Annotated in this window: 23 protein-coding genes and 2 riboswitches; of the genes, 1 reads left to right on the top strand and 22 read right to left on the bottom strand. The window is 37.5% G+C overall.

Going from position 1 to position 19931, the window contains the following annotated elements; translation table 11 throughout:
* Positions 1 to 93 precede the first annotated feature (93 nt).
* The 4 genes from BM121_RS18745 to BM121_RS18760 form a co-directional block, all read right to left on the bottom strand.
* Positions 94 to 756: a TetR/AcrR family transcriptional regulator gene (locus BM121_RS18745; protein WP_091485523.1), complete on the bottom strand. Its 663-nt coding sequence runs from the start codon at positions 754 to 756 to the stop codon at positions 94 to 96.
* A 33-nt stretch (positions 757 to 789) separates the two neighbouring features.
* A complete protein-coding gene (locus BM121_RS18750; protein ID WP_091485525.1) occupies positions 790 to 1815 on the bottom strand; it encodes an ABC transporter permease in 1026 nt (341 codons plus the stop codon).
* Positions 1812 to 2534: an ABC transporter ATP-binding protein gene (locus tag BM121_RS18755; RefSeq protein WP_091485526.1), complete on the bottom strand. Its 723-nt coding sequence runs from the start codon at positions 2532 to 2534 to the stop codon at positions 1812 to 1814. Before BM121_RS18755 ends, BM121_RS18750 begins: the two co-directional genes overlap by 4 nt.
* A gap of 147 nt (positions 2535 to 2681) precedes the next feature.
* Complete coding sequence (locus BM121_RS18760; RefSeq protein ID WP_091485528.1) at positions 2682 to 3533, bottom strand: LysR family transcriptional regulator; 852 nt, start codon at positions 3531 to 3533, stop codon at positions 2682 to 2684.
* Positions 3534 to 3653: 120 nt separating this feature from the next.
* On the opposite strand from BM121_RS18760, the gene BM121_RS18765 reads away from it, so the two are divergent.
* Entirely contained in the window at positions 3654 to 4232 is a 579-nt protein-coding gene (locus tag BM121_RS18765) for an NAD(P)H oxidoreductase (RefSeq protein ID WP_091485530.1), read from the top strand.
* Between the two features lie 68 nt (positions 4233 to 4300).
* Here BM121_RS18765 and BM121_RS18770 read toward each other — a convergent pair whose 3' ends face one another.
* The 18 genes from BM121_RS18770 to BM121_RS18855 form a co-directional block, all read right to left on the bottom strand.
* The gene (locus tag BM121_RS18770; protein WP_091485531.1) at positions 4301 to 4960 is read right to left on the bottom strand and encodes a hypothetical protein; all 660 of its coding nucleotides are present in this window, start codon (positions 4958 to 4960) and stop codon (positions 4301 to 4303) included.
* Between the two features lie 190 nt (positions 4961 to 5150).
* Positions 5151 to 5495, bottom strand: a complete 345-nt coding sequence (locus tag BM121_RS18775; RefSeq protein WP_091485533.1) for an ASCH domain-containing protein — start codon at positions 5493 to 5495, stop codon at positions 5151 to 5153.
* Positions 5496 to 5637: 142 nt separating this feature from the next.
* Entirely contained in the window at positions 5638 to 6381 is a 744-nt protein-coding gene (locus BM121_RS18780; RefSeq protein ID WP_091485535.1) for an ABC transporter permease, read from the bottom strand.
* 12 nt (positions 6382 to 6393) lie between these two features.
* Positions 6394 to 7311: an ABC transporter ATP-binding protein gene (locus BM121_RS18785; protein WP_245780850.1), complete on the bottom strand. Its 918-nt coding sequence runs from the start codon at positions 7309 to 7311 to the stop codon at positions 6394 to 6396.
* Positions 7312 to 7340: 29 nt separating this feature from the next.
* Complete coding sequence (locus BM121_RS18790) at positions 7341 to 7754, bottom strand: DUF3021 domain-containing protein (RefSeq protein WP_091485536.1); 414 nt, start codon at positions 7752 to 7754, stop codon at positions 7341 to 7343.
* A complete protein-coding gene (locus tag BM121_RS18795) occupies positions 7744 to 8109 on the bottom strand; it encodes a LytTR family DNA-binding domain-containing protein (protein WP_245780851.1) in 366 nt (121 codons plus the stop codon). The genes BM121_RS18790 and BM121_RS18795 overlap by 11 nt, the downstream gene beginning before the upstream one ends.
* Positions 8110 to 8412: 303 nt before the next feature.
* Positions 8413 to 8919: an SRPBCC family protein gene (locus BM121_RS18800; protein WP_091485538.1), complete on the bottom strand. Its 507-nt coding sequence runs from the start codon at positions 8917 to 8919 to the stop codon at positions 8413 to 8415.
* Between the two features lie 336 nt (positions 8920 to 9255).
* The gene (locus BM121_RS18805; protein ID WP_091485539.1) at positions 9256 to 10752 is read right to left on the bottom strand and encodes a sodium:solute symporter family transporter; all 1497 of its coding nucleotides are present in this window, start codon (positions 10750 to 10752) and stop codon (positions 9256 to 9258) included.
* A 102-nt stretch (positions 10753 to 10854) separates the two neighbouring features.
* Positions 10855 to 11262 (bottom strand): Zn-ribbon domain-containing OB-fold protein, encoded by a 408-nt coding sequence (locus BM121_RS18810; protein WP_091485541.1) that lies wholly within the window; start codon positions 11260 to 11262, stop codon positions 10855 to 10857.
* Positions 11259 to 12419 (bottom strand): thiolase family protein, encoded by a 1161-nt coding sequence (locus BM121_RS18815; protein ID WP_091485542.1) that lies wholly within the window; start codon positions 12417 to 12419, stop codon positions 11259 to 11261. Before BM121_RS18815 ends, BM121_RS18810 begins: the two co-directional genes overlap by 4 nt.
* Positions 12419 to 14350 carry an acetoacetate--CoA ligase gene (locus BM121_RS18820; protein WP_091485544.1) on the bottom strand — a complete coding sequence of 644 codons (1932 nt, stop codon included), beginning with the start codon at positions 14348 to 14350 and terminating at the stop codon, positions 12419 to 12421. The genes BM121_RS18815 and BM121_RS18820 overlap by 1 nt, the downstream gene beginning before the upstream one ends.
* Positions 14347 to 15513 carry a thiolase family protein gene (locus tag BM121_RS18825; protein ID WP_091485545.1) on the bottom strand — a complete coding sequence of 389 codons (1167 nt, stop codon included), beginning with the start codon at positions 15511 to 15513 and terminating at the stop codon, positions 14347 to 14349. Before BM121_RS18825 ends, BM121_RS18820 begins: the two co-directional genes overlap by 4 nt.
* Positions 15514 to 15643: 130 nt before the next feature.
* A riboswitch (SAM riboswitch) is annotated at positions 15644 to 15749 on the bottom strand.
* 90 nt (positions 15750 to 15839) lie between these two features.
* Positions 15840 to 15952, bottom strand: a riboswitch (SAM riboswitch).
* 99 nt (positions 15953 to 16051) lie between these two features.
* Positions 16052 to 16594, bottom strand: coding sequence for a GNAT family N-acetyltransferase (locus BM121_RS18830; RefSeq protein ID WP_091485547.1), 543 nt, complete (start codon positions 16592 to 16594; stop codon positions 16052 to 16054).
* Between the two features lie 92 nt (positions 16595 to 16686).
* Positions 16687 to 16896 (bottom strand): hypothetical protein, encoded by a 210-nt coding sequence (locus BM121_RS18835; RefSeq protein ID WP_091485548.1) that lies wholly within the window; start codon positions 16894 to 16896, stop codon positions 16687 to 16689.
* Positions 16897 to 16922: 26 nt separating this feature from the next.
* A complete protein-coding gene (locus tag BM121_RS18840; RefSeq protein ID WP_091485550.1) occupies positions 16923 to 17648 on the bottom strand; it encodes a pentapeptide repeat-containing protein in 726 nt (241 codons plus the stop codon).
* A complete protein-coding gene (locus BM121_RS18845) occupies positions 17645 to 17992 on the bottom strand; it encodes a PadR family transcriptional regulator (RefSeq protein ID WP_091485551.1) in 348 nt (115 codons plus the stop codon). The genes BM121_RS18840 and BM121_RS18845 overlap by 4 nt, the downstream gene beginning before the upstream one ends.
* A 99-nt stretch (positions 17993 to 18091) precedes the next feature.
* Entirely contained in the window at positions 18092 to 18856 is a 765-nt protein-coding gene (locus BM121_RS18850) for an ABC transporter permease (RefSeq protein WP_091485553.1), read from the bottom strand.
* Positions 18856 to 19797: an ATP-binding cassette domain-containing protein gene (locus tag BM121_RS18855; RefSeq protein WP_091485554.1), complete on the bottom strand. Its 942-nt coding sequence runs from the start codon at positions 19795 to 19797 to the stop codon at positions 18856 to 18858. The genes BM121_RS18850 and BM121_RS18855 overlap by 1 nt, the downstream gene beginning before the upstream one ends.
* Between the last annotated feature and the right edge of the window lie 134 nt (positions 19798 to 19931).

Here is a 19931-nt window from a genome sequence, read left to right on the forward strand (position 1 = left end):
GCATAACATAAGTCGTTCTTGTATTAATATTAGTTGCATTCTCTCTTCTTATGCATTGCTTTGGATTAATCATTAGCAGCATTGTGAGGATCATTAAGACAACCCTTTAATTCCGTTTTTGATAAATTGAATGGTATATTCTATTTCTCTTTCATCATCCCAATCATAATCAGGTACAATGATGAAACGAGTTAATAAAAAGCCTAAAACCGTACTTATGGTTAAACGGAAGATCGTTTCCATTGGAATAGATTCAAGTTGGTCCTTTGTTAAAAATTGCTCCATTAAATTTCGATACTTCGGTGCAATTTTTTCCATATATATTTCTTTAAAGGTATCTTGGATTTCGGAATGATAAAACATTTCTTGAAGTAATATTTTCAGTAATGCCGTATTTTTTCGGACAAACTCATAGCGATTATAAATCACTTTACGAAGAAACTGGTCCATTTCTTCAAACTCTTCTCCTTCAAAAATTTCATTAAGGAATTGCTCCGCTAAAAATGGAACAGCAAATTTTGAAATAACAGGTAACACAATCGAAATCAGCAAATCTTTTTTGGTTTTATAATGGCGAAAAATCGTCCCTTCCGCTACACCAGCTCGTTTAGCTATTTCGCTAGTGGAAGCAGCAGCGAACCCTTTTTCTGAAAAAATTTCGATAGCGGCTTGCACGATTTTGGTCTGTTTTGGTGTCAATTCTTTCTCTGATACATCTAATAATTCTTGTAGTAGTTCTTTATCAAGCTGTCCCATTGTTCTCACCTCTACGTTTTTCTTCTAATACAGTTATAACCTACGATGCTTCTTTAATGCAAAGATATTAAGAATAACAAAAACCGTCGTAAAACCAATAATAATGCATACATCTTGCCATACATCCCAAATGTCCAGTCCTTTAAGCATAATCGCTTGCATTGCATTCGCTCCATAGGTTAATGGCATTAATTTACTGAGAATCTGTAACCACTCCGCCAGTGACTCCACTGGAAATATCCCAGAAAAAAAGACTTGTGGAATGATAATTAAAGGAATAAACTGCATCATTTGAAATTCATTATTGGCAAAGGCCGATAGTAATGTCGCCAGACTCAAAGCTGTAATGGCTAATAAGAAAGTGACAAGTAAAAGCTGCCAAAAGTCTCCTGCCATCCAAATATCTAGTACAAACACAGAATAGCTCACAATGATGAGTGACTGGAGAATCGTAAAAATCCCAAACCCTATCAAATAACCAAAAACAATTTCCCATCGCTTAATAGGCGTCGATAATAATTTTTCTAATGTTCCTTGTGTCCGCTCTCTTAAAAAAGAAATACCTCCGATAATAAAAACAAAAAAGAAGATAAAAAAACCAATTAGTACAGAACCAACCTGATCAAAAAGGTTAAGTTGATCAGACCCATAATAGTATGCAATGACAGGTTCTGCAGCTGAACCAGCATCCATTGACTGTACCGCTTCCTGAATAGTCCGTAACGTAGCACTATTTGCGGTTGCATCACTTCCTTCTAACAGGATAAATACCTCATTTTCCTTGATAGTTAAAAATGCATCAATATCACCTGCTTGCAACTCTTGCTTTGCTGCTTCTTCAGACATTTCCTTCGTATCATTGTCGAATTCTTCTTGTAATACCTCTTCCAAAGGTGGTGGGACGTCATCAATAGCGATCTCAGGCTCATATTCATTCCCATCCAGTACAAGCCAAATCAGGGTGATTACTAACACAGGCGCTATGACCAATAGGGCTAATGATCGTTTATCTCGCATAAATTGTTGTGTAATTCGTTTCACTACTGCCATTACATTCATTGAAAGCCACCCCCGTACGCTAGAAATGCTTCCTCAATCGATTCAACATGCTGCTCTGCTTTTAAATTATCAGGCGTATCACAAGCAATCACCGAACCTTCACGTAACATGGCAAGTCGATCACATTTATCTGCTTCATCCATTACATGTGTAGTAACAATAATGGTAACTCCATTTTCTTTTAACTTTCGAAATTCTTCCCAAATCGATTGTCGCAGGACTGGATCTATTCCTACTGTTGGTTCATCCAAAATCAACAACCTAGGGGTATGCATTAAGGAAGCGGCTAAAGACAACCTTCTTTTCATGCCACCAGAATAATGACGTACTTCCTTATTTAACTCTTCAGAAAGGTTAACAATATCTGCTGCTTTGTTAATCACTTTCTCTCGCTTTTTCTTTTTCAAACCATATAAGGTAGCAAAAAAATCCAAATTCTCTTTTGCAGATAATTCTTGGTACAAAGCATCTGATTGCGACATATAACCAATCGACTTCATTAATGCGAGTGATGGCATCTTCTTCCCCTGCAACATGACCAAGCCTTTATCAGCTTCAATTATTCCTACAATGATCTTCACTAAAGTCGTTTTCCCTGCGCCAGATGGACCTAATAAACCGAATATCTCTCCACTCTCTACAGATAAATTAATATTCTTTAACACTCTCTCTTTACCAAATGAAAGAGAGACCTTATTCATTTCAAGTATTTTAGACATAGATAATTTCCTCCCATTCTTCATCAAAAATGAGTGATTACTCACTCTTATTAAAGCACAAAAAAAGGAAGCTGTAAAGTACTATTTCTAAGGAAAACAATTTTAAGATTGTTGGCGAGAAGGGACCATCTCGCCAACAGACTTACTTTATTTTCCGAAGCTATCTTCTCCTTGATTATTTAATACTTGAAGAAAAGCTTTCATGTTCTTTGATAACCATTTATCTTTATGAACAGCTGTATAGATTCCTAACTGACTTATACTTTGCTTTATCTCCTCTAGTTTGCCCTTATTGAGTTCGTCTTTCACCACAAAATAAGGGAGCATCGACACACCCAGACCACACATCACCGACTTTTTAATGGCCTCCAAACTAGGTAATTCTATTCTGGACATACTCGTATCGGTCTTTTTTATATAGTCTTCAATTATCGGACGCCAGCCGCAACGGTATTCCGTTACCAGCATCCGCTCTCGCTTATCACCACTTGTAATGAAACAAAGCCTCTCCTCCCTAATTTGATCAATTTGCAACTCATTTACTTGCCAATGCGGCATCTCAACAAGCATCGCAATGTCGATGTCCCCGCTTTTTAATTGGGAGGTGAGATTTTCATACTGAAGAGATTTTAAAGTTAATTCTACTTTAGGATATTTCTGCGCGAATTCCATGATCAATTCCGGAAGCCAATGAACCATTAAAGATTCACTAGCACCGATTGTTAATGGACCTGATGGCTCTTCTCCTTCACTGACGACTGATTTCGATTTTGCATAGAGATCAATAATTTCTATTGCATATGGGTAAAAGTCCCGACCTGCCTGCGTTAAGATCGTTTTTCTTCCCAGCCGATCAAAGAGGGGTTTTTCCAATTCTTCTTCTAATTCCTTTATGTGTGCCGTTACCGAAGACTGTGCATAGCCTAATTTATCCGCTGCCTTTTTAAAACCATCAACATCCACAATGGTTTTAAAGGTAATGAGATGCCTAAGTTCCACTCTATCCACCCCTCTTATCATTTTCGCTGAACTAATATATCAAAAACATCAATTTTACTGAACTATAAAATAACTATATAATGAAATTAACAAAAGAACAAGAGAAGAAGGAGAGATGATATGAAGATTTTATCAATTGTTACACACCCCCGCCAAGATTCGTTAACTTTTACAATCGCTAATCGCATGATAGAAGGACTGCAGGATGCTGGACACGAAGTAGATGTTCTGGATCTTTATCGCAGTGATTTTGATCCTGTTTTAAAAGAAGCGGATGAGCCCGACTGGGGAGCTGATCAACAGCAATTTTCTGCTAGAGTACATCAGGAAATGGAAAGAATGAAGCAATATGATGGTTTAGCATTTGTTTTCCCTCTCTGGTGGTGGAGCATGCCTGCATTGTTAAAAGGCTATATTGACAGAGTCTGGAATTACAGCTTTGCCTATGGTCCAGGAAAATTACCGCATCAACATGTCTTATGGTTAAGTCTAGCAGGAGCCCCGATAGAAAGGTTTACAAAGAGGAAATATGATCAAATGATGACACACTATTTCAATGTCGGGTTAGCGGATTACTGTGGGATAGGCTCTTCTAAATTCGAATTATTGTATGAAACGATTAAAGAAGAGCCTGGATATATGGAACAGTGGTTGGAAAAAGCTTATGAATTGGGTCTTAATTATGGAGAATCATCATAGCCTTACAGGTTTTTGTAGAATAATAAGGAACGTCTTATTCATATGTAGAGGTGGATAAGGCGGTTTGCCTATTGTTTCTTATTAGAAAACGTAATATCCGTTGCAACTAAACTAATCATCAGCACCAACTCCAGTGCATTTGTAAAAGCTGTACTGTCAACCTTGATTGGTAGAGCACTACCTATTCCCATTATGATAGTACCCACAAGCATCCATTTCCAGCTCGTAAAGATATAAAGAAGAAAACCTGTAACAAGAAGAATTAAACTAACCATGATAATCATTAATATAGATCCAACATGTTCTTTTACAGGAACATAATGGAGTATACCATATTCCATAACTGGCTTTAGCTCTATTACCGCTACTACAGTAATAATTTCGATAAGTATTAATACACATGTACACATCAAAGTAATCCAAACTGCCCTAGCTGTGCTAAAATATTTTTTACCAGACTTTTGCAATAGACCTAAACAGAACAGAAGAAGTGTTGGTGTTATCAAAGCATGTATCCAATAACGGAACAGATGGAGACTTTCCAAAAGAGAGCCGGTTCCAATCCATTTTCCAAAAGCGATAATAGCATTGTCAACAGTTAAACCAACTATGACTAAGTATAAAAAGACAGTAAAGCTCATGATATTCTTCTCTCTTCTTTTAACAAAGCCCACTATTAATAAAATAAGATAGGATAGTGTAAAAACGAGATAGAAATAAAAATCCATTACATTCTCTCCTCAACAATTTCTTTCCATCCTTCATATATTGTCCGTTTCTTTTTATTTAATCATAATTTATCTGCTACAAATTCACAGTAGAGACACTAACCATCTATATAAAAAAATAGATAGAAAAAGACTCCAATAATTTGAAGTCTTTAAAATAAAACGTAGTCTGAACCATTTAGGAAATCCCTTATTCTAAAGCACTGAATTCATGTACCCATACTTCCATTTCAGGAAGCCATGGCATCCCAGGATGGATCGATAAGATTGATTCTTTATATGCCTCTAAACTTTCATATCCTTCTCGCTTGCCGTCTTCATCCGTTAATTCGCCAAGTTTTTGCTTATACACATTATCAATTCGAAATTTTTTATCTTTTAGTTCCATGATTTCACCGATATCTGCATAACGGCCATTACGTCTTGTTGCGGTTTTAATACCTTCTAATACTTTATCCACATCATCTGGAAGTGTAACCAGCCGGTCAACGCTGCAAGTTTTCGGTGGTAATGGCATACTGTTTTCATTTGTCATATATCCTACACCTTACCTTTCCTGTCTATTGTATCTTTTACTATCTCTTTCTACAATAATCAGAACCTTTTTTATGACTCCATATAAGAAAGTATTACAAAATGTTGAACATACGTGAAAACAAATGCTCCACCAAGCAAAGCTAGCTTCTGGATTGCCGTAAAAAACGAGGATAGGCTAAGAAAGCAAGTAAACCTCCAGCAAGACCAAACGATATCAAGACCAATATTGGTAACCAAATATCAATGATTTGACCGTTTTCCACTAAAATGAGTTTATATCCTTCCAATCCCCAAAATTGTGGAAAGAACTTAGCTATCGTTTGCATATAGTCCGGCATAATTTCTAGTGGCATCCATAAACCACCAAGCATTGCACCACCTAAAGCAATCACTTGTGTCAAAGCTATTCCCATGTTTTCTGTGTTCACTAATAACGACATCGCTAATCCCCAGCTGGTAGATATAAAGGCCAGTGTTAGCGATAAAACGCTCAAAGCAAGTGGATCACCCAAAGGCAAGTCATACACTACCACACCAAATGTTAATAGTACGATAATCTGAATAATAACCACGATCATAAATGGTAACCATTTACCGATAAGAAACTGCTTTAATGGTAAAGGTGTACTAGCGACTCGAGCAACCATTCCACTATCACGGTCTTTAATAAATGTAATGACCATCGAAATCATGATGAAGAATGAAAACATAACAGTATAACCCGGTACAATTTGGGTAACCAATTGTTCTGGCTCCATATTGTTCACACCAGAAAATATCGTTATAAAACCGATGATAAAAATAATTGGCAATATAAAAGTCCAAAACCAAAGACCTTTATCCTGCAGCTTCTTTTTTAATTCAACCGTAGTAATCGCCCACATTAAAATCAACTCCTATCCATTATCCCTTAATTGTGTTCCTGTTAAATTAAAGAAAATATCTTCCAGTCTTGATTGACTTAATTCCAACCGTTCTGGATGAATCCCTTTGTTACGAAATTGCTCAATCATATTCTCCATTGTCAGAAGGGGATCATCACAATTCACAGTGAATCCAGTTTTCTTCTTGATTGTCACCCCATGTGATGACAGCTCTTCTTCGCTGATTCCCTCCGCCGAAACGAATATAGACGCACTACGGTGTTTATTCAATACTTGCTTCATGGTTCCGTGCTCTACCAATTTTCCTTTATCGATAAGGCCTACGCTATCGCATAATTCCTCTACTTCTTCCATATAGTGACTAGAATATACAACCGTACTTCCTGCCTCTTTTAGTTCCTGAATAAGCGAAAAAATCGAGTGCCTTGATTGTGGATCAATTCCCACAGTCGGTTCATCTAACACGATCAAAGAAGGCTCATGAAGTATGGCACAGCCAATATTCAAACGACGTTTCATTCCACCTGAGAACTCGGTTAATTTTTGATTCGCCTTCTCACTTAATCCAATTTGTTCTAGGACTGTTTTTATTCGTTTACGCAAATGTTCACCTGATAAGCCATACAGCTTTCCAAAATAAATTAAATTATCCTTAGCCGTTAATAGTTCCTCCAGACATATATCTTGCGGAACGTAGCCAATATAACTCTTTACTCCCAATCTATTTTCTTTAACCGAATGATTAAAAACTTGAATATCCCCATCAAAACGCTGCAATACACCAACTAATATTTTCATGAAAGTAGATTTTCCCGCACCATTTGGACCCACTAACCCATAACAATTGCCTTCATTAATTTGAAATTGCAAATTATCCAATGCTTGATTTGAACCATATGTTTTACTAACACCTTGCACATCAATCATCATAAAATCCCTCCTCTATGAAAAAACGTTTTTTATTTGTTATCACTGTCTATACATTTATTCATGGACTTTTCTACATTTTTATAGTAGAAATACATACTAACCCACATGATTGAATAGGTAGTTAAAAATATACCTAAACCTATGATCAACGACACTGGATTAAACGGAAGCCAGCCTGCTAGAATGATAATAGGAAAAAGAACTAGGAATGTTAAAGTCGAATGCATGACGGTCTGTTTCAAAATGCTCCATTCTTCCCGTTCGAATATAGCAGATGCGAAACTGAATAAAATACCAATCAGCATGCTTGCCAACCAATGCTTCCATATTTCCTGCATCGAGGAATCGATGGATTGAATAATCATGAAAGATATTACTGCGAAGGTTATAAGACTTCCGACCGCAACACCTATCATAATTCGTTTCAGGCCCTCAACGATCATTGTATTCGCCTCCTTCGACAATCTGAGATTTTAAATCATGCACATATTTTCTGCTCACATATTCCTTACTTCCAGACTTAAAATAGACACACAAATTACCATTAAAGGATAATTCGAACCGATCGATTTGATTTATATTGCCAACAACGGATTTAGAAAACCGAATAAATCCAGATTGCTGAAGCATTTCCTCTACCTCATATAATTTCATTTTCAACTCCATACACTTCCCATGAATCGCCGCGAATACTTTCCGTTCTCTGGCAAATACGAAATCAATTTCTTCAGGATTTAATAAAATAGATCGATCTTCCTGAACAGATACTATTCTTTTCGGTTGTTTCCTTTGAAGCAATTGAACCAGTTCTTCAATGTCTTTTGTCTATTCCTTCGCGTGAATCGTCACATTACACTCTTCATATTTCGGGTCAATATCAATTTGTATCTTCATTGTTCCCCCCCTTTTTGTATTATGTTATAAATCATGCATCATTTGGTAAAATTCCACATTAGTTGTTCAAAAAAATGAATAACAGGTAAATTTACACGTATAAGATGCTCTTCATTATATAAAAAGCGACTGATAAATATACTCATCAGTCGCCCTTTTCTTGATAAATCTAAGGTAACTCCAAAGGATTTCCCTAAATTTATTCCATTAATTGTTGTCTGTAGGGTAATCAATTTTACCCGTTTCCACTAGCTGTTTCAGCCCTTCAAACATCATTTCCCAACCAGCTTTAGAACCATCATGATATTCTTTACATGCCTTATCAATATCTTCCTGCGTCCATCCTTCTTCATGTGGCACAACAATTTTTTGTACAAAAGTCATATTGCACCCTGAATCAGTCGGCTCAAAGGAAATAGTTAATACATCTTCCGTGTCACTAAATTGTGGCATTTTAAAAGTTTTCACCAATTTATTAGGTGCATTTATTACTCGATACTCCCCAATTGCACGGTAATCCTTGCCTTCACGGTGATCGACAATTTCCCAGCTACCACCTTCTTCAGCATCACTTTTCGTCTCTTTGTTGGTCATTTCCATAGTGAAAAGCCATTTTTTCATTAATTCAGGTTGAATCCACGCTGAGAACACTTTGTCTGCTTCTACCTCAAAAGACTTAGACATTGTTAACGTTACATTTGATTGATTTGACATCCTATCCTCACCTTTTTCACAAGATTATTTATGTATTTTATCTATAAAGTTGTCATTTTCATGATTTTATGAATGCACTTACATAATATCATATTTCCATAACTGGAAGATATAATTCTAGTCATTTTTGTTATCAATCTATTTATCATGCCCCTAGGAAAGCGAAACGGTCAGCCGCAGCTGTCGGCTTGCACAAGCTATCTTTCAAAATAACAAACAGGCGAAGTACACATCTTTTACTATATACTTTCTTATCTTATAAAAAAAGCTGTCCCTAAGATCATTAAACAACTAGAGTTTCAGTTGCTGTCATTATCCTCAGGACAACCTCTTTGTTTATCCGCTCTTCTTCAACACTAATTCCTCATGTTTTTCAGTAGCTGTCAACCATCCAATGATGGCCATTGCAATAAATGATGCGAAAGAAGCAAAGAACATCGCAAGATATATATTTTCTATTATATTAAATTGAGTAAAGACAACATACAAACCTGCACCCGTGATTACTGCTGCAATTGCACCATAGTTTGTTGCCTTCTTCCAAAAGTATCCTAATGTTATCGGTGCTAAAATACCAGAAATAATTGCAGAAAAGCTAAATTGAATTAATATTGACAATGAATCCGGCCGATCTAAGGAAATATATAAAGACAAGAGACCAACTACAATAAGCGATCCCTTCGCCACCTTAACCGATTGAGATTCTAATCTCGCCTGACTGATATTCTTCTTAAATACCGGTGCCAGTACCCGGTAAAAGTCATTCCCGATACTAGTTGTCACTCCCAAGTACAAGCTGTCTGTACTGGAAAGAATAGCAGAAATAATACCGACAATCATAATCGCAGCAATAATACTAGGGAACGATTCGATCACATACATTGGAATCGCTGAATCCGGACTATTTAATGTTGGGAAGATTACACGTGCCGCTAATCCACCAAGTACCATCAATGTTGAAATCACAAACAAAACAATCCCTGATGATAAGGTGAATGGAGCAAGTTCTTCCTCTGTTTCGATCGATAAAATCTTATTTAACAGGTGTGGCATTAAAACAAAGCTGAATAGTAAAAACTGAACAGCCATAATGGCTAACACACTATTATATGGACCATCTACACCAACAAAAGTTGTTAAATTAGAATCTACAGCATTAAGTTGATTGGTTAATTCACCAAATACATTGAATCCGCCACCGATTGTCCAAAAGAATGAAATAAAAATAAGGATTGATGCTACAGCCATAAACAGTCCTTGAATACCGTCCGTAATCATTTGTGCAAAGGCACCACCAAGTCCGATATATAAAATCGTAATGGCTACCCCGATGATAATCCCCCAGAAATATGGAATCCCGATTACCGTTTCAAAGATAGTGGCAAGACCGACATTTTGCCCGACTATATAATAGACATTGAACAAAATAAGCAGTGATACAATAACCTGTAACGTTTTAGAATTATATCGTCGACCTAACCATTCTGGTACCGTGGAAACTCGACCGAATTTTTTCCCATAACGCCAAAATGTTTTCGCAAAAATTAATAGACCTACCCATGAAACTCCAAAACATCCTAATGTATACCATAAAACCGATGTGCCATACTCATAAGCTAAGCCTGGAACACCAATAAATAGATTCGCACTAGAGTAAGAGGCGGCGAAACTAGCACCTACCAGCCATGGGCTGACCTTCCCTCTCGCGGTAGCAAATCCATTCATCGATTTGCTATGAGCACGTCCTTTTTTTCCGATCCATGTTACAACGCCGAAATAAGCAATTAATAATATAATAACAGTCCAAAGAAGTAAACTAGATTCCGCTAACATGCAAAAAAACCACCTTTAATTATTTTTATAATACTTGCTCCATATAATAAGTCCGATAATCCAAAAAACTGCAACTAAAATGAGATACATATAGATCATGATTTAATCCCCTTTCTTTTGGAAAAATGGTAATAGTCTTTCATTTAGTGACTGAAAGGATATTTCTACTGGTAACTGATAGTGCAATTCCTGTTCGTTAATTAGCAAATGAGTGAGTAAGGACGGTCCTTCGGCTAATTCAACAATTCCTACTGCGTATGGCGTACGTTCCTGCCAGGCAGGATGTCCTGTTCGATGAACCATACTCCATGATTTTAACTTTCCTTGCCCTGAAGCTTCCTTCCATGTCAGATGAGATCCAAAGCAGTGGGGACAATGAGCTCGCGGATAGAAAACCCACTGAGCACAATCATCACATTGCTGTAGATAGAATTGTTTCTCGGCAACTTTATCCCAAAAAGGTTTACTTACTGCTGTAATCGTCGGTTCCGGAAATGATATATTCGTCATTGTTCTCCTCCTAATACTAAAGCAGTTGTTTCACTTAAAGTCGCTCCATTTCCAGTAACGAGAGCGTGTCTAGCACCGGGAATTTGTCGCCTTTTTCCTTCACCGCGTAATTGCACGACTGCTTCGATTACGTGCGACATCCCTCCCGCTAAATCTGCTTGTCCAAATCCTAATTGACCGCCATGTGTATTGAGTGGATAATCCCCATCAGGTCCAAAAGTATGGCTTCTGACAAAATCACCAAATTTTCCTGGCTTACATATCCCCATACTCTCAAGCTGTACCGCTACAACATTTGTATAACAATCATACAAGGACAGTAAATCTAAATCCTTCCCATCTATTTCCGCCTGTTGTAAGGCTTGTGGAATCGAATATGCAAAAGGTAACTGATCAGTAGCCGGGGCTTGGCTGACCGCTCGATGTGTTATTTTTTCCCCTGCTCCTTTAAGATAGACCGGTTTATGTTTAGCTTGCTTCGCTTTTTCTTCTGAAGTCACGATCACCGCTGCACCACCTGCACACGGCATGACAATTTCTAAAAGTCGCAGTGGATCAGAGATCATTGGTGACTGCAAAATATCTTCCAACTCAACTGGTTTATCATAAAAGATGGCTTTCGGGTTTTTTAGGGCATTTTTCCTTGCCCAATAGGCAATGCTGGCAAAGTCCTCTTGTTTGGAACCATACACTTCCATGTGTTCTCTTTTTAACAATGCATAGGAGGTATTTGCACCTGAAGCACCAAATGGAACATCGAATTCACGAATTGGGTTACGATTTGGTGAACGTGGTGCCTGTCCTTTTTCATTTTTATTTGCTAATACACAGACAACCGTTTCACACATTCCTGCTTCAATCGCGGCTGCTGCACGCCATACCATTCCTGCACCAGTTGCACCACCAAGATCAACGGTATTTGACATGATCGGTGAGAGCCCTAAATATTCTGACACTGTTGCAGGCACATGTTGTGGTGTTTCACCGACTTGTGGTCCAACTAGCAATCCATCTATTTCATCCTTAGTTATCCCGGCATCTGTTAATGCCAGTTGTACGGATTCTGCTATCAATCCTAAAGTCGTTTTCCCCTCTGAGTAACGGACTGGCTTTAGTTCACCGATACCAATAATGGCTCCTTTCGGTCGTTTCGCCATTAGTAGCACTCCTTTTCTTTAATATCTGTCAATTCTTTCAGGCATTCAGGGTTACTAATAGAAGCTTTGTTTTTGACTTCTTTTCCAGCAGCTTCTGTTTTAGCTGCACCTTCTACTTTCTTACCATTGATTGTATATGGAATATCATTAACTTGATAAATACGTCTTGGTACATGTCTTGGTGATGCCTTTCCACGTATTTGCTGGCGAATATATTTAGCCAGGTCTTTCGTTAAATAATCTGTTACTACACATAAAACAATTTCTTCATCATTATCACAAGGTAAGCCAAATACAATCGAATCCTTAACTTCTTCAATCTGCTCTACGACACTATAAATTTCTGCTGTACCGATTCTCACACCGCCCGGATTAAGCACAGTATCTGCACGACCATAGATAATAAAAGACTGATCAATCGTTTGTTCCGCAAAATCACCATGTGTCCATATGCCAGGTCGTTGGGCAAAGTAATTGTTACGATAACGTTCGTCCCCATTCGCTCCATAGAATGTTAGCGGCATGCTTGGAAAGGGTTGCGTACATACAAGATCTCCTTTTTGACCATAGACAGGTGCATTACGTTCGTCGAAAACTTCCATAGCCATTCCTAATGCTTTACAACTGATCTCACCACGAATAACAGGATGAACTGGTGAACCCATCACAAAACATCCGATAATCTCGGTACCACCTGAAATAGAAGCTAAATAAAGATCTTCTTTAATGGTTTCATATACCCAGTCATATTGCTCCGCCACAAGCGGTGCACCACAGGAAAGAATACTTTTCAAGGAAGCTAATACATAGTGATCTTTCAATACAACATCTGCTTTCATTAACGAATCTAAGTATTTTGGACTCGTGCCAAAATGTGTAAGATCGATTTCTTCTGCAATGTCCCACAAATGTGTCGGCTTATCAGGTAACACCGGAGAACCGTCATATAATAAAATTGAAGCATTACTAGCCAAACCAGTAACTATCCATGGATACATCATCCATGCCGTATTGGTATACCAAAACAACACATCTTCTTCATGGACATCACAGTGCAATTGATGCTCTTTAACATGTTGTAAAAGCGTTCCTCCGACAGAATGAACAATTGCTTTTGGTAATCCTGTTGTACCTGATGTATATAAAATATATAAGGGATCATGAAAATCGATTCGTTCAAATGCAGGTGTCTCCGCATCATTTTCAAGTAAAGATTGCCATGTGATCGCCTCTGGCAATTCTCCCGCAATGGTTATAACTTGATTAATACTATCAATCTGCCCAACTGTTTCTTGTACTTTTTCCGAAATATCAAAAGGCTTCTGTTTATAGTAATATTTGAGATTCGCAATCAGTATTTTCGGCTGCACTTGACCAATCCGGTCAATGATTCCTTTAGCACCAAAGTCTGGTGAACAAGAAGTCCACACCGCACCAAGTGATGTTGCAGCAAGTAAAGCGACTAAGCCTTCCATATTATTAGTAGTAATACCTGCTACACGATCCCCTTTTTGCACTCCAAGTTGCTTTAAACCGTGTTGTGCTTTTGCTACTTGTTTGCGCAATTCTTGAAAGGTAATCTGCCCTGTTACACCTGCTTCATCCGCTTGATGGGCAGCAACTTGCTCCTTATTACCTTTTAATAGATTTTCAGCAAAATTTAATCGAGCATCAGGGAAAAAGACCGCATCTGCCATCGAATCTGCGGGAACATAGATTGTTTCTCCTTTATCCCCGATAATACCGGCATAGTCCCATACGCCGGACCAAAAGTCCCCAATATTAGTGATCGACCAACGATGTAATCTTTCATAGGGAAAGAGTGGTTGATTGACAGACTTTGCAAAAGCTTTAAGATGTGATTGCTCGATATCTTTATCCCCAGGTTGCCATAATATATGATTCTCTTTCTCTATTGTTTGAGTATTCATCCTTTTCCTCCTTCCTCTGGTACCTCAATCAAAATGGCAATCCCTTGACCTCCACCACCACATAGGGAAGCAATGCCTTTACCACCACCACGTCGCTTCAACGCATGTGCCAATGTTAATACTAGACGGAAACCAGTACCTCCGAGTGGATGACCTATTGCAATAGCTCCTCCATTAACGTTTACTTTGCCATAATCAATATTCAGTGCCTGACAGCTTGAGATAACGACACTCGCAAATGCTTCATTTATTTCAAATAAATCAATATCATCTACTGTTAGTTGCTGTTTATCTAATATTTTTTGCATTGCATCTGCTGGTTTTGTTTGCAAACTAGCATCCGGTCCCGCAGTTTCTGCCCAGTCAATCACATGAGCAAGTGGTTCTGTTTCTAGTTGTTGTGCTTGCTCTAATGTTGTAACCACACCAATACTTGCCCCATCTGTCATTTGTGAAGCATTTCCAGGTGTAATGGTTCCATCTTTCGTAAATGCTGGCCTAAGTTTCGCTAACTTTTCAACCGTTGTCTGAGGTCGTACCCCTTCATCCTCTGCTAGCACTCCATCGATCGGAAGGATTTCCTCTTGCAACAAGCCTTGTTCAGAAGCTACGGCAGCTCTTTGCTGAGAGAGAGCTGCAAATTGATCCTGTTCCTCGCGACCAATGTTGTATGCACGATTGTATTGTTCTGTTAGGGCACCCATGGACTGATCACTTAAGGAACACCATAATCCATCGTGAAGTAACGTATCGATTATCGTTTGGTGTCCAATACTTTTGATCGATCGAGTCGGAATCACATGAGGTGCATTAGACATCGAATCAAAACCGCCTACAACATAAAAAGACCCTTCTTCTAATTTAATTCTGCGTACGGCATCAATGACCGAGGCAACTCCCCCGAGACATACGTTATTCAGTGTGATTGCTGGCGTCCTGGTATCCAACCCCGCCTTGTATGCAACTTGCCTAGCAGGGTTTTGTCCTTGACCAGCCTGAATAACTTGCGCTAATAATACTCCATCTATAATAGGTAACGTTGCATATTTTTCGACTAAATGTTTCAGTGGCTTGCTCGCTAAAGATACAGCATCAAATTTCGAAAGCCCACCATTCCATTTCCCAAAAGGTGTCCGGATCCCGTCTAAAATGACAATCGACATAAGTTATAACTCCTTTTTTTCTTATACTTCACACGTAAAGATTTTCACCACGTTTCCATGCAAACATTTTATATTTTCCTAACATGTAAATAAAAAAGCCCTCTTCGATAAAAAGAGGACTCTTTCACTCTTCTTATCTTTCAGGATTACTCCTGTTGGAATTAGCACCTTTTAAGCCATTGCTTAATGGTTGCCGGGTTTCATTGGGCCGGTCCCTCCACCTCTCTTGATAAGTTCGATATATTATATTAAATATTCTGAATATTTTTCGTAAATAAAAAATCCCTCTACATAGAGATAGAGAGATACATTAGAAAGCTATGAATCTCTTATCTCTTCTAAGTGAGACCACTTAGATGGAATTGGCACCTATATTAAGTAAAACTTAATGGTTGCCGAGGTTTCTACGGGCCATTCCCTCAACCTCTCTTGATAAGACAAGAATAATATGGTCCATTTTTTCAAATCCAAGTAATACACTACACTTTAGCATGCTTTCGTTGAAATTGTCAATATATTTCGACAATTATCATGTATGTTATTTCACCCATTCATCAACTAAAATTCCATAAATAACATGGTCAACATAACGAACATATATCCATTCACCGCTTCTAATATGACCTTCCTCCACGAATCCTAATCTTTCAGGTATACTTCTGCTTTTTTGATTGTCGACCGCAGCTCTAATTTCCACTTTATTTAACTGTAATTCTGTAAAAGCATAGTCAGTTAATGCTTTAGCTACTCTTGTCATTATTCCTTTTCCTTGGTAATCAGCTCCAAGCCAATAACCAATATATGCGATCTTATTGGACCAGTCAATGCTGTTATAACCAGCAACTCCAACTGTTTCATCTTTATATAAAATAACTGCATTTAGACTGTTATTGTCAGCAAAACCTTTTAAACATGATTGAATAAATGCTTTAGTATCTTCTACTTTAACGGTATTATCCACCCAAGGAAGCCATTCCTTTAAGTAGTCTCTTGAATTTTCGGTTAATTCAAACACTCTTTCTGCATCTCTTAAGTCAATCAGTTTCAAAGACAAATGCTCATCAATTTTATGTACAAACATCTCAGTCTCCCGTCCTCTCCCATCAGTAAATTGAAGATATTTTACCAAAAAGCGGAACTAAATTCTAATACTCTTTATAAAAAATTAATTAATTACTCTTTCTCATTTGAACAGACCCTTGCTCTACTTCCTGTGCTTGTTGTTGCCTCTTCCTTGGAATTCTCGTTCTCTTCCTTGGAAAAGTACACCCCTTCCTTGGAATTCTCTTTCCCTTCCTTGGAAATATTCATTTTTCCAAGGAAGAGCAGCACTTTTCCAAGGAACAAAAAAACACGAACATTAAATTCGTGTTTTTTCATCATTCGAGTCCTTCTGTCCTAGCCTCTCATTATATGACCGTAACATTCGTCAAATCTGCTTTCGTTCTGTTCAATGTGGCTAAGGTTACTTTGTCCATCGTTGCCCCATCGAAATTTGCTTTATGACAATAATAAGCATATTTAAAAGATACATTTCTAAATATAGCATTTTTAAAGTTTACACCTTTTAATCCGCTTTGGTAAAAACTTGTACCATTGAATGTATGGTTCTCAAAATCAATGCCAGATAAATTAGAATAGCTTAAATCAGTGTCATCTAAAGTAGTCTTTTTAAAGCTTGTTTTTGATAAATCTGCCTTCGATAAAGTAGCGCTTGTAAGATTTGCATCGTCAAACATAACATTTCTTAGATCACAAGTATCAAAATTAGTATTTGATAAGTCTGTTCCAGTAAAATCTGAACCCCTTATATCACTGCTCCTAAACTCGGTTCCCTGTAAATTCACTTCTTTAAAATCAGAATCCTTAAGATCCATTTTCGTAAAATCCATTTTTTTCTGTCCTATCTGATTCTCATCCGTTCCTTTTGAAAATTCTTCCACCATTTCACTTACATCACCTATCGAGTTAACAGTCATTTTAAAAGCGGTATCTTCGTCATAACCCTGTTCTATGAAGGCATTTAATTTGTCCTGTAAATTGTTGTTTAACTCTTCCTTCAACTCCCCAACAGAATGAGTATTTTCATAAGGTAACAATATACCGTCAACATATCTTATTATTTTGTTCGTCATTTTTCATTTCCACCTTTCTCTAATAATTGATCTAAAATACGTTTGGATGCTTCCCAATTTCTTTTATTGTCGTAATAGTTATCTTTTCCTTTTTCCGTTATCTTGTAATATTTACGTCTGCCACCTTGGGTCTCATCTCCCCAATAGGATATGATACCGCCACCCTTCTCAAGGCGCTTCAGACTTGAATACATTGTCGCCTCTTTCAGCTCATATTCTCCATCTGAATATTTCGCTATTAATTTCGTTATTTCATATCCATATTTATCTCCACTCATTAATAAGTTCAAAATAATTGTATCTGTATGTCCTCTAAGCAAATCAGAGGAAGCTTTAATGTTCATTAACTCTGCACCTCCTATATACAATAATACATTACTTTTAGCTTCATTGTATTGTTAAAGCTGTTATAGATTTCCCAAAGGAGGTATTAAATAACGTGATCAAGATGTTTTTCTTTTAAACACCTGAACAGAAGCTATATAAGTGACAAACAATAACCCCAATAACCATAGAACAGACACCCAAATATGATTGCCAACCGGTTCACTCATCAAGAGGTTTCGTACGGCTTCTAAGACCGATGTCATTGGTTGATTGTCTGCAAATACGCGAATCCAATTCGGCATTGAATCGGTTGGAACAAAAGCTGAGCTGATAAAAATCAGAAGTAGTACCAGATAACCATAAGACGCTGCCCCTTCTACCGTCTTTGCCAATAAAGCTGACAGTACAGATATCCAGGAAATTACCAAGATAAACAAAATGAGCATGCCAATTACTAATAACCATTCACCAATATTTGCCCCCGGACGAAATCCCATAAAAAATGCGCATCCAATAACCAAAAAAGTAGAAAGAGAATTAAATACGACTGATGTCCATACATAACCAGATAATAAAGATGATTTAGCGATGGGCATGGAACGAAACCTGTCAATAATTCCTTTATTAATATCATCACTTAATCGTACAGAAGTATAAGTACCTCCTGTAGCAATTGTCATTAAAATGATAGCCGGAACTAAATAATTTACATAATTCTCATAACCCGTTTCGATAGCTCCCCCAAATATATAGACAAAGACAAACATAATCATGATCGGCATGGCTATAGTAGTAATCATCGTATCAAGACTTCTAAATGAAAGTCGCATACTTCGTCCGATCATCACTTTTGTATCACTGAACTTATTCGTTATTTCCATTAGGCACCCTCCTTTTCACCAATTATTGTAAGGAATACATCCTCTAGTGTCGGTTGCTTTTGCGTTAATTGTGTAACCGAAATTTCTGCTTGGTCTAAGCGATTTAACATATCTGTCATTTGCTTAATGCTTCCATCAGTAGAGAGGATAATTTTTTGACCTTCTGGATGAATAGTTGGATGAAATTCATCTAGTAACTTAAATGCTGCTCTAACTTCCCCTACTTGATGGAACCCTAATTCAATATGACCATGTGGCAGTAGTTTTTTCAAATCTCGTGAAGTACCTTCAGCAACTATTTCTCCCTTATTTAGAATAGCAATGTGATCAGCAAGATGATCTGCCTCTTCTAAATACTGTGTTGTTAAAAATACTGTTGTTCCGGCAGCAGATAATTCCTTAATCATTTGCCATAGAGATAACCTACTTTGTGGATCTAATCCTGTAGTTGGTTCATCTAGAAAGATAACTGGTGGGTTTCCTAACAAACTCATCGCAAGGTCAAGTCGACGTCGCATACCTCCTGAATATGTGGCAACTCGTTTATCAGCAGCATCCAGTAAATCAACTCTTTCAAGTAACTCATCTGCCTTTTTATTTGCTTCTGGTAAATGACGAAGTTTTCCAATCATGCGTAAGTTTTCTCTACCTGATAATCCTTCATCCACCGCAGCATATTGACCTGTCAAACTAATAACTCCGCGTACTTCTTCCGGCTCCTTGGAAACATTAAATCCATTGATAAAGGCAGAGCCTTTATCCGCTTTAAGAAGTGTCGAGAGGATTCTAATTGTTGTTGTTTTTCCCGCTCCATTGGAACCTAACAAAGCAAAAATACTACCCTTTTTTACGGAAAGATTGATATTTTTTAATACTTCTTGGCCTTTATAGGACTTCTGAAGATCTCGAACAGCAACGACAGTTTCCTTCGAATCAACCATAATGGCATTCTCCTTATCTATTGTTTTGGGATGATGTCTCTGTCACCCGCAAATACAATATATATCATATTACTGTTAATGTAAAGGTAATATTAAAGTAATAGTAATGTTATCATAAATATTGATTGTTTTTT

It is taken from the genome of Gracilibacillus orientalis, assembly GCF_900114645.1.
GTDB classification, from domain to species: Bacteria; Bacillota; Bacilli; order Bacillales; family Amphibacillaceae; genus Gracilibacillus; species Gracilibacillus orientalis.

Excerpts from the sequence above, each read along its gene's own strand:
- BM121_RS18820 (WP_091485544.1), bottom strand. The coding sequence starts at position 14,350 with ATGAATACTCAAACAATAGAGAAAGAGAATCATATATTATGGCAACCT.
- BM121_RS18845 (WP_091485551.1), bottom strand. The coding sequence starts at position 17,992 with ATGAACATTAAAGCTTCCTCTGATTTGCTTAGAGGACATACAGATACA.
- BM121_RS18840 (WP_091485550.1), bottom strand. The coding sequence starts at position 17,648 with ATGACGAACAAAATAATAAGATATGTTGACGGTATATTGTTACCTTAT.
- BM121_RS18805 (WP_091485539.1), bottom strand. The coding sequence starts at position 10,752 with ATGTTAGCGGAATCTAGTTTACTTCTTTGGACTGTTATTATATTATTA.
- BM121_RS18855 (WP_091485554.1), bottom strand. The coding sequence starts at position 19,797 with ATGGTTGATTCGAAGGAAACTGTCGTTGCTGTTCGAGATCTTCAGAAG.
- BM121_RS18825 (WP_091485545.1), bottom strand. The coding sequence starts at position 15,513 with ATGTCGATTGTCATTTTAGACGGGATCCGGACACCTTTTGGGAAATGG.
- BM121_RS18830 (WP_091485547.1), bottom strand. The coding sequence starts at position 16,594 with ATGTTTGTACATAAAATTGATGAGCATTTGTCTTTGAAACTGATTGAC.
- BM121_RS18775 (WP_091485533.1), bottom strand. The coding sequence starts at position 5,495 with ATGACAAATGAAAACAGTATGCCATTACCACCGAAAACTTGCAGCGTT.
- BM121_RS18835 (WP_091485548.1), bottom strand. The coding sequence starts at position 16,896 with ATGATGAAAAAACACGAATTTAATGTTCGTGTTTTTTTGTTCCTTGGA.
- BM121_RS18770 (WP_091485531.1), bottom strand. The coding sequence starts at position 4,960 with ATGGATTTTTATTTCTATCTCGTTTTTACACTATCCTATCTTATTTTA.
- BM121_RS18815 (WP_091485542.1), bottom strand. The coding sequence starts at position 12,419 with ATGGCGAAACGACCGAAAGGAGCCATTATTGGTATCGGTGAACTAAAG.
- BM121_RS18755 (WP_091485526.1), bottom strand. The coding sequence starts at position 2,534 with ATGTCTAAAATACTTGAAATGAATAAGGTCTCTCTTTCATTTGGTAAA.
- BM121_RS18765 (WP_091485530.1), top strand. The coding sequence starts at position 3,654 with ATGAAGATTTTATCAATTGTTACACACCCCCGCCAAGATTCGTTAACT.
- BM121_RS18745 (WP_091485523.1), bottom strand. The coding sequence starts at position 756 with ATGGGACAGCTTGATAAAGAACTACTACAAGAATTATTAGATGTATCA.
- BM121_RS18790 (WP_091485536.1), bottom strand. The coding sequence starts at position 7,754 with ATGATCGTTGAGGGCCTGAAACGAATTATGATAGGTGTTGCGGTCGGA.
- BM121_RS18780 (WP_091485535.1), bottom strand. The coding sequence starts at position 6,381 with ATGTGGGCGATTACTACGGTTGAATTAAAAAAGAAGCTGCAGGATAAA.
- BM121_RS18785 (WP_245780850.1), bottom strand. The coding sequence starts at position 7,311 with ATGATGATTGATGTGCAAGGTGTTAGTAAAACATATGGTTCAAATCAA.
- BM121_RS18750 (WP_091485525.1), bottom strand. The coding sequence starts at position 1,815 with ATGAATGTAATGGCAGTAGTGAAACGAATTACACAACAATTTATGCGA.
- BM121_RS18810 (WP_091485541.1), bottom strand. The coding sequence starts at position 11,262 with ATGACGAATATATCATTTCCGGAACCGACGATTACAGCAGTAAGTAAA.
- BM121_RS18800 (WP_091485538.1), bottom strand. The coding sequence starts at position 8,919 with ATGTCAAATCAATCAAATGTAACGTTAACAATGTCTAAGTCTTTTGAG.
- BM121_RS18850 (WP_091485553.1), bottom strand. The coding sequence starts at position 18,856 with ATGGAAATAACGAATAAGTTCAGTGATACAAAAGTGATGATCGGACGA.